This is a genomic window from Streptomyces sp. GDS52, assembly GCF_052246875.1.
Taxonomy (GTDB): domain Bacteria; phylum Actinomycetota; class Actinomycetes; order Streptomycetales; family Streptomycetaceae; genus Streptomyces; species Streptomyces cathayae.
This window is the reverse complement of record NZ_CM125966.1, coordinates 5,532,146-5,544,820: the sequence shown is the minus strand read 5'-3', so window position 1 is coordinate 5,544,820 and position 12,675 is coordinate 5,532,146. Positions and strand designations below refer to the sequence as shown.

At 71.3% G+C, this 12,675-nt stretch carries 12 protein-coding genes; 6 read left to right on the top strand and 6 right to left on the bottom strand.

Annotated elements, in window-relative coordinates:
* Nucleotides 1–205 precede the first annotated feature (205 nt).
* The 4 genes from ACTWJ9_RS25265 to ACTWJ9_RS25250 all read left to right on the top strand — a co-directional run bounded on the left by ACTWJ9_RS25265 (nt 206) and on the right by ACTWJ9_RS25250 (nt 5,078).
* On the top strand, nt 206–1,531 hold the full coding sequence (locus ACTWJ9_RS25265; RefSeq protein WP_279336557.1) for a DUF2252 domain-containing protein: 1,326 nt from the start codon (nt 206–208) through the stop codon (nt 1,529–1,531).
* Between the two features lie 101 nt (nt 1,532–1,632).
* Nucleotides 1,633–2,334, top strand: a complete 702-nt coding sequence (locus ACTWJ9_RS25260; RefSeq protein ID WP_279336556.1) for a hypothetical protein — start codon at nt 1,633–1,635, stop codon at nt 2,332–2,334.
* Nucleotides 2,335–2,489: 155 nt separating this feature from the next.
* A complete protein-coding gene (locus ACTWJ9_RS25255; protein WP_279336555.1) occupies nt 2,490–3,302 on the top strand; it encodes a thioredoxin domain-containing protein in 813 nt (270 codons plus the stop codon).
* Nucleotides 3,303–3,392: 90 nt separating this feature from the next.
* Nucleotides 3,393–5,078: an alkaline phosphatase D family protein gene (locus ACTWJ9_RS25250; RefSeq protein WP_387037942.1), complete on the top strand. Its 1,686-nt coding sequence runs from the start codon at nt 3,393–3,395 to the stop codon at nt 5,076–5,078.
* 28 nt (nt 5,079–5,106) lie between these two features.
* On the opposite strand, the gene ACTWJ9_RS25245 is transcribed toward ACTWJ9_RS25250, so the two are convergent.
* Nucleotides 5,107–5,682 (bottom strand): dienelactone hydrolase family protein, encoded by a 576-nt coding sequence (locus ACTWJ9_RS25245; protein WP_279336553.1) that lies wholly within the window; start codon nt 5,680–5,682, stop codon nt 5,107–5,109.
* A 170-nt stretch (nt 5,683–5,852) separates the two neighbouring features.
* Here ACTWJ9_RS25245 and ACTWJ9_RS25240 point away from each other — a divergent pair, with 170 nt between their 5' ends.
* Complete coding sequence (locus tag ACTWJ9_RS25240) at nt 5,853–7,058, top strand: RNA-guided endonuclease InsQ/TnpB family protein (protein WP_443294810.1); 1,206 nt, start codon at nt 5,853–5,855, stop codon at nt 7,056–7,058.
* A gap of 149 nt (nt 7,059–7,207) precedes the next feature.
* Complete coding sequence (locus tag ACTWJ9_RS25235) at nt 7,208–8,401, top strand: mechanosensitive ion channel family protein (protein ID WP_443294809.1); 1,194 nt, start codon at nt 7,208–7,210, stop codon at nt 8,399–8,401.
* A 17-nt stretch (nt 8,402–8,418) separates the two neighbouring features.
* On the opposite strand, the gene ACTWJ9_RS25230 is transcribed toward ACTWJ9_RS25235, so the two are convergent.
* From ACTWJ9_RS25230 to ACTWJ9_RS25210, 5 genes are all read right to left on the bottom strand, one after another.
* Complete coding sequence (locus tag ACTWJ9_RS25230; RefSeq protein WP_443294808.1) at nt 8,419–9,165, bottom strand: SDR family NAD(P)-dependent oxidoreductase; 747 nt, start codon at nt 9,163–9,165, stop codon at nt 8,419–8,421.
* Nucleotides 9,166–9,357: 192 nt separating this feature from the next.
* Entirely contained in the window at nt 9,358–9,825 is a 468-nt protein-coding gene (locus ACTWJ9_RS25225; protein WP_387037936.1) for a GNAT family N-acetyltransferase, read from the bottom strand.
* Entirely contained in the window at nt 9,822–10,766 is a 945-nt protein-coding gene (locus ACTWJ9_RS25220; RefSeq protein ID WP_279336548.1) for an RluA family pseudouridine synthase, read from the bottom strand. The genes ACTWJ9_RS25225 and ACTWJ9_RS25220 overlap by 4 nt, the downstream gene beginning before the upstream one ends.
* A 55-nt stretch (nt 10,767–10,821) precedes the next feature.
* Nucleotides 10,822–11,457 (bottom strand): signal peptidase II, encoded by a 636-nt coding sequence (lspA, locus tag ACTWJ9_RS25215; RefSeq protein ID WP_279336547.1) that lies wholly within the window; start codon nt 11,455–11,457, stop codon nt 10,822–10,824.
* Nucleotides 11,458–11,545: 88 nt separating this feature from the next.
* Entirely contained in the window at nt 11,546–12,478 is a 933-nt protein-coding gene (locus ACTWJ9_RS25210) for a TraR/DksA family transcriptional regulator (protein ID WP_279336546.1), read from the bottom strand.
* Between the last annotated feature and the right edge of the window lie 197 nt (nt 12,479–12,675).

Here is a 12,675-nt window from a genome sequence, read left to right as displayed (position 1 = left end):
TGGTCGGGTGACGGGTGGGCAGTGAGTGACGGGCAGGTGGGCTCTCCGGTAATCAACGTCGAAGTCTATGCTCCGGCACTGACACCTACAGGCTCCGCCGTCGTACCTTCTGGCGAGTGGCGCGGGCACTCCCGTGACGCGCCGCGCGTTAGGCAGGGGACGGATCAGCCGTTCCCGGACGTCCCGCACCAGGAGGCACTCAGCGATGTCGGTCCCGCAGCTCGACGACGAGCACCGCGGCGAGGAGATCCTCGCCGTTCTCGACACCGCCTTCGGCGAACTCCTGGCCGCCGACCCGGCCGCGTTCCGCGTGAAGTTCCGGAAGATGGCGGCCTCGGCGTTCGCGTTCTACCGGGGCACGGCGTGCCTCTTCTACCATGATCAGAACGCGGAGAAGCGGGGCGGACCGTACCTGGACGAACGGACGTCCCGGGTGTGGATCCACGGCGATCTGCACGCGGAGAACTTCGGCACGTACATGGACTCCAACGGCCGCCTGGTCTTCAACGTCAACGACTTCGACGAGGCCTACGTCGGCCCCTTCACCTGGGACCTCAAGCGCTTCGCCGCCTCCATGGCGCTGATCGGGTACGCGAAGGCGCTCAGCGACGAGCAGATCACCGAGCTGGTGCGGATCTACACGGCCGCGTACCGGGAGCGCGTCCACGCGCTGGCGACCGGGGCGAAGAGCGACGAGGTGCCGCCGTTCACGCTGGACACCGCGCAGGGGCCGCTGCTCGACGCGCTGCGCGACGCCCGTTCGCTGACCCGTTTCGGGCTGCTGGACTCGATGACCGTCATCCGTGACTTCGAGCGCCGCTTCGCCTCCGGCGGCGGCGCGGTCGAGCTCGACGCCGCCACCCGCTACAAGGTCCTCGCCGCCTTCGACGGCTACCTGGAGACGCTGCCGGACGCCTCGCTGGCCCGCCCGGACTCCTACCGGGTGAAGGACGTCGTGGGCCGCCGCGGCATCGGCATCGGCTCGGCCGGGCTGCCGTCGTACAACATCCTGCTGGAGGGGCACAGCGACGCCCTGGAGAACGACGTCGTGATCTACATCAAGCAGGCCCAGACCCCGGCCGTCTCCCGGCACATCACCGATCAGGCGATCCGGGACTACTTCCGGCACGAGGGCCACCGCACGGTGATCTCCCAGCGCGCCCTGCAGGCGCACGCCGACCCGTGGCTGGGCTGGACCGAGCTGGACGGCGCGGGGCAGCTGGTCGCCGAGGTCTCGCCGTACGCCGTGGACCTGGACTGGGGCGACATCGACGAGCCGGAGGAGATGGCCCAGGTCGTCGCCGACCTCGGCCGGGCCACGGCCACGATGCACGCGGCCGCGGACGACACCTCCGGCGAGTCCCTGGTGCCGTTCTCCACCGAGCGCGCCATCGACGCGGCGATCGCGGCCGACGAGGACGGGCTGGAGCCCCTGCTGGTCGATTTCGCGCACACCTACGGCGCACGCGCGCGCCGTGACCACCAGATCTTCCTGGACCTGTTCCGCAACGGCAGGATCCCGGGCCTGTGACCTTCCTCCCGCCCGGGGAGGCACAGCCCGCCGGGGAGACACAGTCCACAGGACCCCTTTAGGGATCCCTTACCGGAGCACGTGACACACTCGTTCCCATCATGGACATACCCGGAGCCCCGCTCAGAGCCGTGCGCGCGGCGCTGTTCACGACCATGGTCGTGACCCTCAGCGCCGCGTCGCACGTGCTGCTGTCCGGGGCCCCGCTGCCGCTGAACACGGTGGCGGTGATCGCCGCCGCCGTGTTCGTCCTGGCCTACGCGCTCGCGGGCCGGGAGGGCTCCTTCGGGCGGATCGCCGCCCTGCTGATCCCGCTGGAGCTCGCCGCCGACACCGTGTTCACCACCGGGCAGCACCTCTGTTACGGACGGATGGGCGGCCCGGTCGCGGGCCCGCTGCGCTCGGTCGGCCTCGACCTCCTGTGCGGCGACGGCGGCAGTGTGGGCACCCCGCTGGCCCGGGTGGCCGGCACCGCGGCCGACGGCGGTGACCGGTTCGTGGGCCTGTTCGCCCAGGCCGGTCCCGCCACCGCCTGGCTGCTGCTCGGCGCGCACATCGGCGTCGGCCTGCTGGCCGCCGCCTGGCTGTACCGCGGCGAGCGCGCGCTGGCCCAGTTGCTGGGCGCGATGGCGGCGAACACGTTCCGGCCGCTGCTGCTGGCGGTCGCCGCGGTGACCGTGCACCGGGCCCCGAAGGCCCGTCGGCCGCATCGCCCGGCCCTCCGGACCACCACGGCCGTGGACCGGTTCCTCGTGCACTCCCTGGGACGACGCGGACCGCCGCGCTCCGCCGCCTTCGCCTGAGGCGTCTGAGGCTGAGGCGTCCGAGGCTGAGGCGTCTGAGGCTGAGGCTGAGGCGACCCTCCGCCCCGGCGTCGGCGGCCCGAGTCCGAGCATCTGCAGTCCCCCCGTACACATCCCGCACAACACTGTGCGCGTCCCCCGTGGAGAGCATCACCATGAGCAAACGGAACAGCCAGTCGGCGAAGACGGCGGCCCGTGAGCGTCTGCGCGTCGAGCGCGAGCGCGAGGCCAAGAAGGCCAAGGTCAAGCGTCAGCTCATCGTCGCCGGCTCGATCGTCGGCGTCCTGGCGATAGCCGGCGGCGCCGGCTACCTCATCGTCCAGGCCAACCAGCCCAGCGCGTGGGAGGCCGCGGAGGACGCCAAGCTCGTCAAGCCGGCCAACAGCAGCGGCGAGAACGGCACGACCGTCGTCGTCGGCAAGGCCGACGCGAAGAAGACCCTGGAGCTGTACGAGGACCCGCGCTGCCCGATCTGCGCCACGTTCGAGCAGGGCGTCGGTGAGACGATCCAGAAGGACGTCGCGGACGGCAAGTACAAGGTCCAGTTCATCGGCGCCTCGTTCCTGGACCGCAACCTGACCGGCGAGGGCTCCAAGAACGCCCTGAGCGCCATGGGCGCCGCGCTGAACGTCAGCCCCGAGGCGTTCCTCGCCTACAAGGCCGCGCTCTACTCGGCCGAGTTCCACCCCGCGGAGAGCCAGGACACGTTCAAGGACGACTCCTACCTGATCAAGGTGGCGAACTCCGTCGAGGAACTGAAGGACAACAAGAAGTTCCAGACGGCCGTGGAGAACGGCACCTACGACAGGTGGGCGCTGGAGATGTCCAAGAAGTTCGACGACAGCGACGTCAAGGGCACCCCGACGCTGATGATGGACGGCAAGAAGCTCACCGGGGCGGACGGGCAGAACGCGCCCATGACGGCCCCCGAGTTCACCGCGGCGATCGACAAGGCCCTCAAGGCCTGACCCCCGGCCGGCCGACCCCGCGCCGAAGAGCGGGCGAACTTTTGTGAGTTCGCCCGCTCTCGCGCGTACCTGTCAGTAACCTGATCGGCTGTGACCAGTCGACACAGATCATCCGAGAGCACCTTCTCCGCCGTCGCGGACTCCGACTCCCTTGCTCCGCGCCGCCGTACGGTCGTCAAGGCGGCTGCCGCCGGCGCGGTCCTGGCGGGGCCGCTCGCCGCCGCGCCGGCCGCCCGCGCCGCCACCGCCCAGGCCCCCGCCTTCCTGCACGGGCTGGCCTCCGGCGACCCGCTGCCGGACGGCGTCCTGCTATGGACGCGGGTGACGCCGACGCCGGAGGCGATACCCGGCTCCGGACTCGGCCCGGACACCGAGGTCGGCTGGACCGTCGCCCTGGACAAGGCGTTCAGCACGGTCGTCGCGAGGGGCTCGACCCGCGCCACCGCCGCCTCCGACCACACCGTCAAGGCCGACATCCGCGGCCTCAGGCCGGCCACCGACTACTGGTTCCGCTTCTCCGCCGGCGGCACCGACTCCCCCGTCGCCCGTACCCGCACCGCCCCGGCCGCCGACGCCGCGGTGACCGGTCTGCGCTTCGGCGTGGTCTCCTGCGCCAACTGGGAGGCCGGGCACTTCTCGGCGTACCGCCATCTCGCGGCCCGCGGCGACCTGGACGCCTGGCTGCACCTCGGTGACTACATCTACGAGTACGGCACCGGCGAGTACGGCACCCGCGGCAGGACCGTCCGCCCGCACGCGCCCGCCCACGAGATCGTCACCCTCGCCGACTACCGCGTCCGGCACGCGACGTACAAGACCGACCCCGACCTCCAGGCACTGCACGCCAAGGCGCCGGTCGTGGCGATCTGGGACGACCACGAGTTCGCCAACGACGCCTGGTCGGGCGGCGCCGAGAACCACACCGAGGGTGCGGAGGGCGCCTGGGCCGCCCGTCAGGCCGCCGCCCAGCAGGCCTACTTCGAGTGGATGCCGGTGCGCCCCGCGCTGGCCGGCACCACCTACCGCCGACTGCGCTTCGGCAAGCTCGCCGACCTCTCGCTGCTGGACCTGCGTTCCTTCCGCTCCCAGCAGGCCGCACTCGGCGACGGCGAGGTCGACGACCCGGACCGCACGCTCACCGGCCGCGCCCAACTCGACTGGCTCAAGGCGGGACTGTCGTCGTCCGACACCGCCTGGCGGCTGGTCGGCACCTCGGTGATGATCTCGCCGCTCGCCCTCGGCGCGCTCCCGGCCAGTCTGCTGAAGCCGCTCGCCGAGCTGCTGGACCTGCCGCAGGAGGGCCTCGCCCTCAACACCGACCAGTGGGACGGCTACACCGACGACCGCCGCGAACTCCTCACCCATCTGCGGACGAACGCGATCGGCAACACGGTCTTCCTCACCGGCGACATCCACATGGCGTGGGCCAACGACGTACCGGTGAACGCGGGCACCTATCCGCTGTCCCCGTCGGCGGCCACCGAGTTCGTCGTCACCTCGGTCACCTCCGACAACCTCGACGACATCGTCAAGGTTGCCGAGGGCACCGTCTCCACGGTCGCCTCACCGCTGATCAGGGCCACCAACCGGCATGTCCACTGGGTCGACACCGACCGCCACGGCTACGGCGTGCTGGACGTCACCGCCGAGCGGACGCAGATGGACTACTACGTGCTGTCCGGCCGCACCGACCCGGCCGCCACCTCCGCGTGGGCCCGCTCGTACCGGACCCGCAGCGGCACGCAGCGGGTCGAGCGCGTCCACACCCCGGTCTGACGCCCCGGACCGGTCTGACGTCCCCGGATCAGTCCTCCAGCGAGTCGAGGAAGCCGAGCGCCACCCGCCAGGTGGCCTCGGCGGCCTCCTCGTCGTGGTCCGGCAGGTCGGGGTCGGTGTAGATGTGGCCGGCCCCGGCGTACCGGTACACCTCGACGTCGGCTCCGGCGCGGCCCATCTGCAGGTACCAGGCGCTCAGCCAGTCGTCGGTCTCGAACGGGTCCGGCTCGGCGACGTGCAGCTGCACCGGCAGGTCGTCCACCTGGGCGTTGGCCGCGATGTCCGAGGTGCCGTGCAGAAGCAGCAGCCCGCGCGCCCTGCCGTCGCCGAGGGCCAGCGTCTGGGCGACCGAGGCGCCGAAGGAGAAGCCGGCGTACACCAGCCCCCGCTCCGAGTAGGGCGCGGCGGCGAGGACGGCCCGTCTCAGCAACTCGTCCCTGCCGATCGACTCCTGGTGGGCCATGCCCTCCTCGACCGTGTCGAACGTACGGCCCTCGAAGAGGTCGGGCGTCCACACCTCGTGTCCGGCGCCGCGCAGCCGGTCCGCGGCTTGGGACACCGCGGGCCGAAGGCCGTAGGTCGAGTGAAACAGCATGATGTTCATCAGGTTCCTCCGTGGATGCTCCGCCGTTCGGGGCGGAGTGGGGGTGCCCCCGCTTGCGGGGGAGAAACGGATCCCTGCGGAGCAGGACAAAGACGCCGGCATCCGCTCCCAGGGCGGATGCCGGTGCTCTGACCCGCACGTTTGGCGGTAAGGCACCATAACGCTAGTTTGTGAGCGTGACCGAAACGTGCGTGAAGCGGGCCTTCAAGTACCGCTTCCATCCAACCGAGGCGCAGGCAGCTGAGCTGTCGCGCACATTCGGCTGCGTGCGCAAGGTCTACAACCTCGCCCTCACCGCCCGTACCGAGGCATGGGCGCGGCAGGAGCGGGTCAACTACAACGCCACCTCGGCGATGCTGACCGCGTGGAAGAAGACCGAGGAACTCGCCTACCTCTCCGAAGTCTCCTCCGTGCCGTTGCAGCAGAGCCTGCGCCACCTGCAGGCGGCGTTCACCCATTTCTTCGGCAAGCGGTCCAGGTACCCCCGCTTCAAGAGCCGGAAGAAGTCCCGCAAGTCCGCCGAGTACACCACCAGCGGTTTCCGCTTCCGCGAGGGGACGCTGACGCTGGCGAAGATGGCCGACCCGCTGGACCTCGTGTGGTCCCGTCCGCTCCCCGAGGGGGCGACGCCCTCCACGGTGACCGTGTCGCAGGACGCGGCAGGGCGCTGGTTCGTGTCGCTGCTGTGCGAGGACCCGGGAGTGAAACCGCTGCCCGCCGCCGATACGGCGGTCGGCGTCGACGTCGGTCTGGATCACCTGCTGACCCTCTCCACCGGCGAGAAGATCGCCAACCCGAGGCACGAGCGCCGCGACCGTACCCGTCTTGCCAAGGCCCAGCAAAACCTCGCGAAAAAGGCCAGGGGCGACGGAGCCAACCGGCGCAAGGCCCGGATCAGGGTCGCCAAGATCTACGCCCGGATCACCGACCGCAGGCGAGACAGCCTGCACAAGCTGACCACTCGGCTCGTGCGTGAAAACCAAACGCTCGTGATCGAGGACCTGACCGTGCGCAACATGGTCAAGAACCACACGCTCGCCCGGGCCATCTCGGACGCGAGCTGGAGCGAGTTCCGCTCCATGCTGGAGTACAAGGCCACCTGGTACGGGCGGGAAGTGATCGCGGTCGACCGCTTCTTCCCCTCCTCCAGGCTGTGCTCCGCCTGCGGCACCTTGCAAAAGAAGATGCCTCTGAGCGTCCGTACCTGGACGTGCGACGGCTGCGGCACGGTCCACGACCGGGATGTGAACGCGGCGGAGAACCTTCTGGCGGCCGGGCTGGCCGTGTCGGTCTGTGGAGCCGGTGTAAGACCTCAACGGAGAACTCCGGGCGGGCGGTCGGCGACGAAGCAGAAAACCCCACGGCGCGAGCCGTAGGAATCCCCCTCCCTTCGGGAGGGGGAAGATGTCAAGACGCCCATGGTGCCAGCCGGGTGTGCCGACCGGGCCAGGGGCCGGGGGGCCGTACCCACGACGGCGCGAACCTCACATGTTCACTCCGCGCGAGGCCGGTTACGTTCGAGGGCATGGAAGACGTGCTCCGCCCATTGATCGTGGTCGGCGGTTCGGTCGTGCTCACCCTGGTGCTCGGCTGGGCCACCGACCGACTGCTGCGCAAGGCCGACGAACGGCATCCCGAGACCCCGATGTGGGAGCTGCTCCGCCGCGCCCGCATCCCCTACCAGCTGCTGATCTGCGCGGCCCTGCTGAGAGGGACGTACGACCAGGCCCGGCTGTTCGAGGCCCACCGGGAAGGCATCGGGCGGATCCTGACGCTGGTGATGATCGGATCGGTCGCCTGGATGGCGATCCGGATCGCGGCGGCCGTCGTCGAGACCTCGTACACCCGGTACGCCAACGTGCACCGCGAACGCGCCCCGGCCAGGGTCCGCCGGGTGCGCACCCAGGTGACGCTGATCAGGCGGGTGGTCTCGGCCGTCGTCGGGGTGGTGGCGGCGGCCGCGATGCTGCTGACCTTCCCCACGATGCGCACGGCCGGCGCCTCGCTGCTGGCCTCGGCCGGTGTCCTCGGCATCGTCGCCGGTGTCGCCGCCCAGTCCACGCTCGGCAACCTGTTCGCCGGACTGCAGATCGCCTTCGGCGACATGGTGCGCATCGGCGACACGGTCGTGGTGGACGGCGAGTGGGGCACGGTCGAGGAGATCACCCTGACCTTCCTGACCGTGCGCACCTGGGACGAGCGCCGGATCACCATGCCGGTGTCGTACTTCACGTCCAAGCCGTTCGAGAACTGGTCGCGCGGCACACCGCAGATGACCGGCACCGTCCTCTGGCACCTGGACCACTCGGCCCCGCTGGAGGCGATGCGTGACAGGCTCCGCGACATCCTGCGGGAGTGCCCGGCCTGGGACGGCCGCGCCTACAACCTGACCGTGACGGACAGCACGCCCACCACCATGCAGGTGCGGGCCCTGGTGACGGCCAGGGACGCGGACGACATCTGGACGGTACGGGTCACGGTCCGCGAGCAGATGATCCGCTGGCTGACCGAGGAGCACCCCTACGCCCTGCCCCGGGTCAGCACGGCCGCCGCGGAACTTCCGCCGGGCCCGGCACCGGAGTTCGGCGGCCACCGTCGCTCCTCCGGCACCGTACCGGCGGCCCGCGGCCCGCACGAGACCGCCGGGAAGCGGGAAACGCCCGTAAGCCCGGCGAGCACGGCGAACACATCAAGCACGGCCAACACCAACAAACGCTGACAAACGCTGACGGCGTCTCAGTGACCGCGTTCCGCTCCGCCGTTGACCTGGATGATCTGGGAGGTGATGTGTGCGGCGCCCGGGGAGGCCAGCCAGTGCAGGGTGGCGGCCACGTCCCCGGGCCTCCCGGCCCGGCCGTCGGACGTCTCGGCGATCAGCCGGGCCCGCCGCTCGTCGTCGAGGCCGTCGCCGAAGAAGGCGGTGTCCTCGACGTAGCCGGGCGCGACCACGTTGACCGTGATGCCGTGCGGCCCCAGCTTCCGGGCGAGGTCGTGGGCGTACGGGTGCAGTCCGGCCTTGGCCGCCGCGTACGCGAGCTGCCCGGACCCCCGGTAGGCGGCGATGGAGCTCAGGAACAGCAGCCGCCCGCCGGGTTCGGCGAGCCGGTCCTTCAGGGCCTCCGTGAGCAGGACGGCGGTCAGCAGGTTGAGCCGGAAGTTGACCGTCCAGTGGCGGGCGACGGCGTCGAGCGGGTCGTCGCCGCCGGCAGGTGGCTCGAGGAGGCCGTTGCCCCCGGCGCTGTGGATCAGCACGTCGACGGCCCCGAACTCCCGGCCCACGAAGCCGCTGGCACCGCGCACGGCCACCGGGTCGGCGAGGTCGGCGGCGTACACCGACGCCCCCGGCACCCCGGCCCCGGCCCGCTCCAGCACGTCCCCGCGCCGCCCGAGCAGCAGCACCCGGTCCCCGTCCCCGGCGAACATCTGTGCCGCCGCCAGCCCGATCCCCGTACCGCCCCCGCTGATCACCACGTTTCGCGTCATACCCCGACCCTACGAACAGAAGGCCGCGCCGGAGGACGAACTCACCGCACGCTCCGCACATCCGGATGTCGCGGCACCCGGTCCACCGCTTCGGGGTCGGCCTCCGCTCCCAGCCGCTTCGTCGGCCAGGTCGCCGGCAGCCGGACGAGGGCGACCGCGCCCCTGCCCTCGGCAGACCGTTCGACGCCCCGGTTACAGAACGCGCCGCATGGCCCGGTGCGGCATGCCCGCGTCCGGGAACTCCGGCCCGTACGCCTCGTATCCCAGCCGCTCGTAGAACCCCAGGGCATGGGTCTGCGCGTGCAGGTCGACGGCGGTGAGTCCGCGCGTGCGGGCCGCCTCCTCGATGCCCCGCACCAGCGCCGCCCCGACGCCGAGCCCGCGCGCCCGGCGGGTCACCGCGAGCCGCCCCAGAGCGCCGGTCGACGCGTCCCCGCCGTTCTTCGCGGCGGCGGCCTCGCCGTGCAGCAGACGCCCGGTGCCGAGCGCCGTGCCGTCCTCGCCGAGTGCCAGCACGTGCACGGCACCGGAGTCGTACGCGTCGTACTCGAGGTCCTCCGGCACGCCCTGCTCGGCGACGAAGACCTCCTTGCGCACCGCGAAGCACGCCTCCCGGTCGCCGGGCCCCACCGCCTCGCGGACCACGTACGGGGTGCTCACGCGTACGTCTCCTCCCGGACCTGGTCCAGCGCCTGCTGCAGGTCCTCGGGGTAGTCGCTGGTGAACTCCGCCCACCGGCCGTCCCCGGGGTGCTCGAAGCCGAGCCCCACGGCGTGCAGCCACTGGCGGGTCAGGCGGAGCCGCTTGGCGAGCGTGGGATCGGCGCCGTACGTCAGGTCGCCCACGCAGGGGTGCCGGTGGGCGGCCATGTGGACGCGGATCTGGTGCGTGCGGCCGGTCTCCAGCTTGACGTCGAGGAGGGAGGCGGCGCGGAAGGCCTCGACGAGGTCGTAGTGCGTGACAGAGGGCTTGCCCTCGGCGATGACCGCCCACTTGTAGTCGTGGTGCGGATGGCGGCCGATGGGCGCGTCGATGGTGCCGCTGGTCGGGTCGGGGTGGCCCTGGACCAGCGTGTGGTAGCGCTTGTCGACCGTGCGCTCCTTGAACTGGCGCTTCAGCGAGGTGTACGCGTACTCGGACTTGGCGACCACCATGAGACCGGAGGTGCCGACGTCCAGGCGGTGCACGATGCCCTGGCGCTCGGCGGCGCCGGAGGTCGAGATGCGGTACCCGGCGGCGGCGAGACCGCCGATCACGGTCGGTCCGGTCCAGCCGGGCGAGGGGTGGGCGGCGACCCCGACCGGCTTGACGATGACGACCACGTCGTCGTCGTCGTGCACGATCTCCATGCCCTCGACGGGCTCGGCGACCACCTGGACCGGCGCGGGCGCCTGCGGCATCTCCACCTCGAGCCAGGCGCCGCCGCTGACCCGCTCCGACTTGCCGACCACCGATCCGTCGACCGTGACCTTTCCCGCGGCGGCGAGCTCGGCCGCCTTGGTCCGGGAGAAGCCGAGCATGCGGGAGATGGCGGCGTCGACGCGCTCGCCCTCCAGGCCGTCGGGCACGGGCAGGGTACGGATCTCGGGAATGGTGCTCACCCGTCGAGTATGCCGGACCGCTCGGACAACCCCGTACGCGCGTTCAGCGGGCCGGTCAGTCCTTGTGGACGGTTCCGTCCGGGTCGAGGCCCCGGAAGGACAGCAGGACGATCAGGATGCCGCCGCAGACGATCGCCGAGTCCGCCAGGTTGAAGACGGCGAAGTGCTTGGGCGCGATGAAGTCCACGACCGCGCCCCGGAAGACGCCCGGGGAGCGGAAGATCCTGTCCGTGAGGTTGCCGAGGGCACCGCCGAGCAGCAGCCCCAGCGCGATCGCCCAGGGCAGGCTGTACAGCTTGCGGGCGAGCCGGACGATCACCACGATCACCGTCGCCGCGATCACCGTGAAGATCACGGTGAAGGCCTCGCCGAAACCGAAGGCCGCGCCCGCGTTGCGGATGGCCTCGAACCTCAGCCAGTCCCCGATGATCTCGATGGGCTCGTGGTGTTCCAGCTCGGCGACCACGATCATCTTGCTGATCAGATCGAGGGCGTAGGCGACGGCGGCGACGGCGAACAGCACGGCCACCCGCCGCTTGCCGCGGGATGTCCCGGCCTCCGCTGCCTCCTGGGCATCGGTCCGGGCATCGGCCCGGGTCTCCTCGGCCCGGTCGTGCTCGGCACGGTCCTGTCCGTCCCGGTCCGCGTCCGGGATCTCCGGCGTACCGATGATGCGCTCCGCCTCTGCCACGTGAGTCCCTCAACCTAGGTACCTGACTGAGGACGAGGGTACGACACACTCCGTGCGGCCCTCGTGCTCAGGAGGCATGTGGAGGTGATCAGTAGCGTCGCTCCTGCTTCTGCTTGCACTCGACGCACAGCGTGGCCCGGGGGAAGGCCTGCATACGGGCCTTCCCGATGGGGTCGCCGCAGTTCTCGCACAGGCCGTAGGTGCCGGCGTCCAGGCGCTGCATGGCGTGCTCGTACTGGGTGAGCATCTCGCGCGCGTTGGCGGCGAGCGCCAGTTCGTGCTCCCGCGTGATGTTCTTCGTACCGGTGTCGGCCTGGTCGTCGCCCGCGCCGTCACCGGAGTCCCGCATCAGGCCGGCCAGCGACCGCTCGGACGAGCTGATCTCCTCGCGCAGTCGCAGCACTTCGGTCATCAGTTCGACCCGTGCGTCCTCGACCTCCTTCAGTGTCCAGGGATCCTCGCCCGGGCGCACCGCGAGATCGCCGGGCTCCACCGCCGCGATCCGCGCCTTGGGTACGGCGGTCTTCGCCGTCGTCGCCGTACCAGGAGTCTTCTTAGCACCCACCGTGGTCGCTCCCGTCTGCGTCGCGGCCTCGGCCGCGCCCGCGTCAGTGGCCGTGCCGCGCCCGGCCATGTCCTGTGTGCCCCCGCTGGTCCTGGTGGTGCCCTCGTGTGCGGCGCCCCGGCCGGCCCGCTCCCCGACGCCCCGCGAAGCACCGGCCCGCCCGACGCCGGCCCCCGCTCCGGCCGTTTCCCCGCCCGAGCCGTCGGCCGCCGCCGCGGAGACCGCCTTCTTCCCGGCCGCCTTCTTCGCCGCCGTTCCCTTCGCGGCCTTTCCCGCCGTCTTCTTCTCGGCCGCCGTCTTCGCAGCCGCCTTCCGCGCGGCCGCTCCCTTCGCGGCCGCCGCCTTCCCGCCCTCCTCCGCGCTCCTCCTCCCGCCCTCCCCCTCGGCTCCGCCGCCGGAAACGGGCGCGGCCCTGCTGGGCGCCGACTTCTCGTCGGCGGTCTTCTTCGCCACCATGGCCGCGGCCCCTTCACATACCGTGATCTTGCACGCGAATCGTGCTGGGACGATAAATCGGCCCGGACCCCGCGGCAACGGGGCGCACCGTCCGATTCGCCCGCCCCGCCGACGCCGCGCGGCGGACCTGCATGCGTTGTGCCCAGCTCCCCGCCGGGTATGCCATCAAGCCGGACGTCCACACATCCGAACGCCTG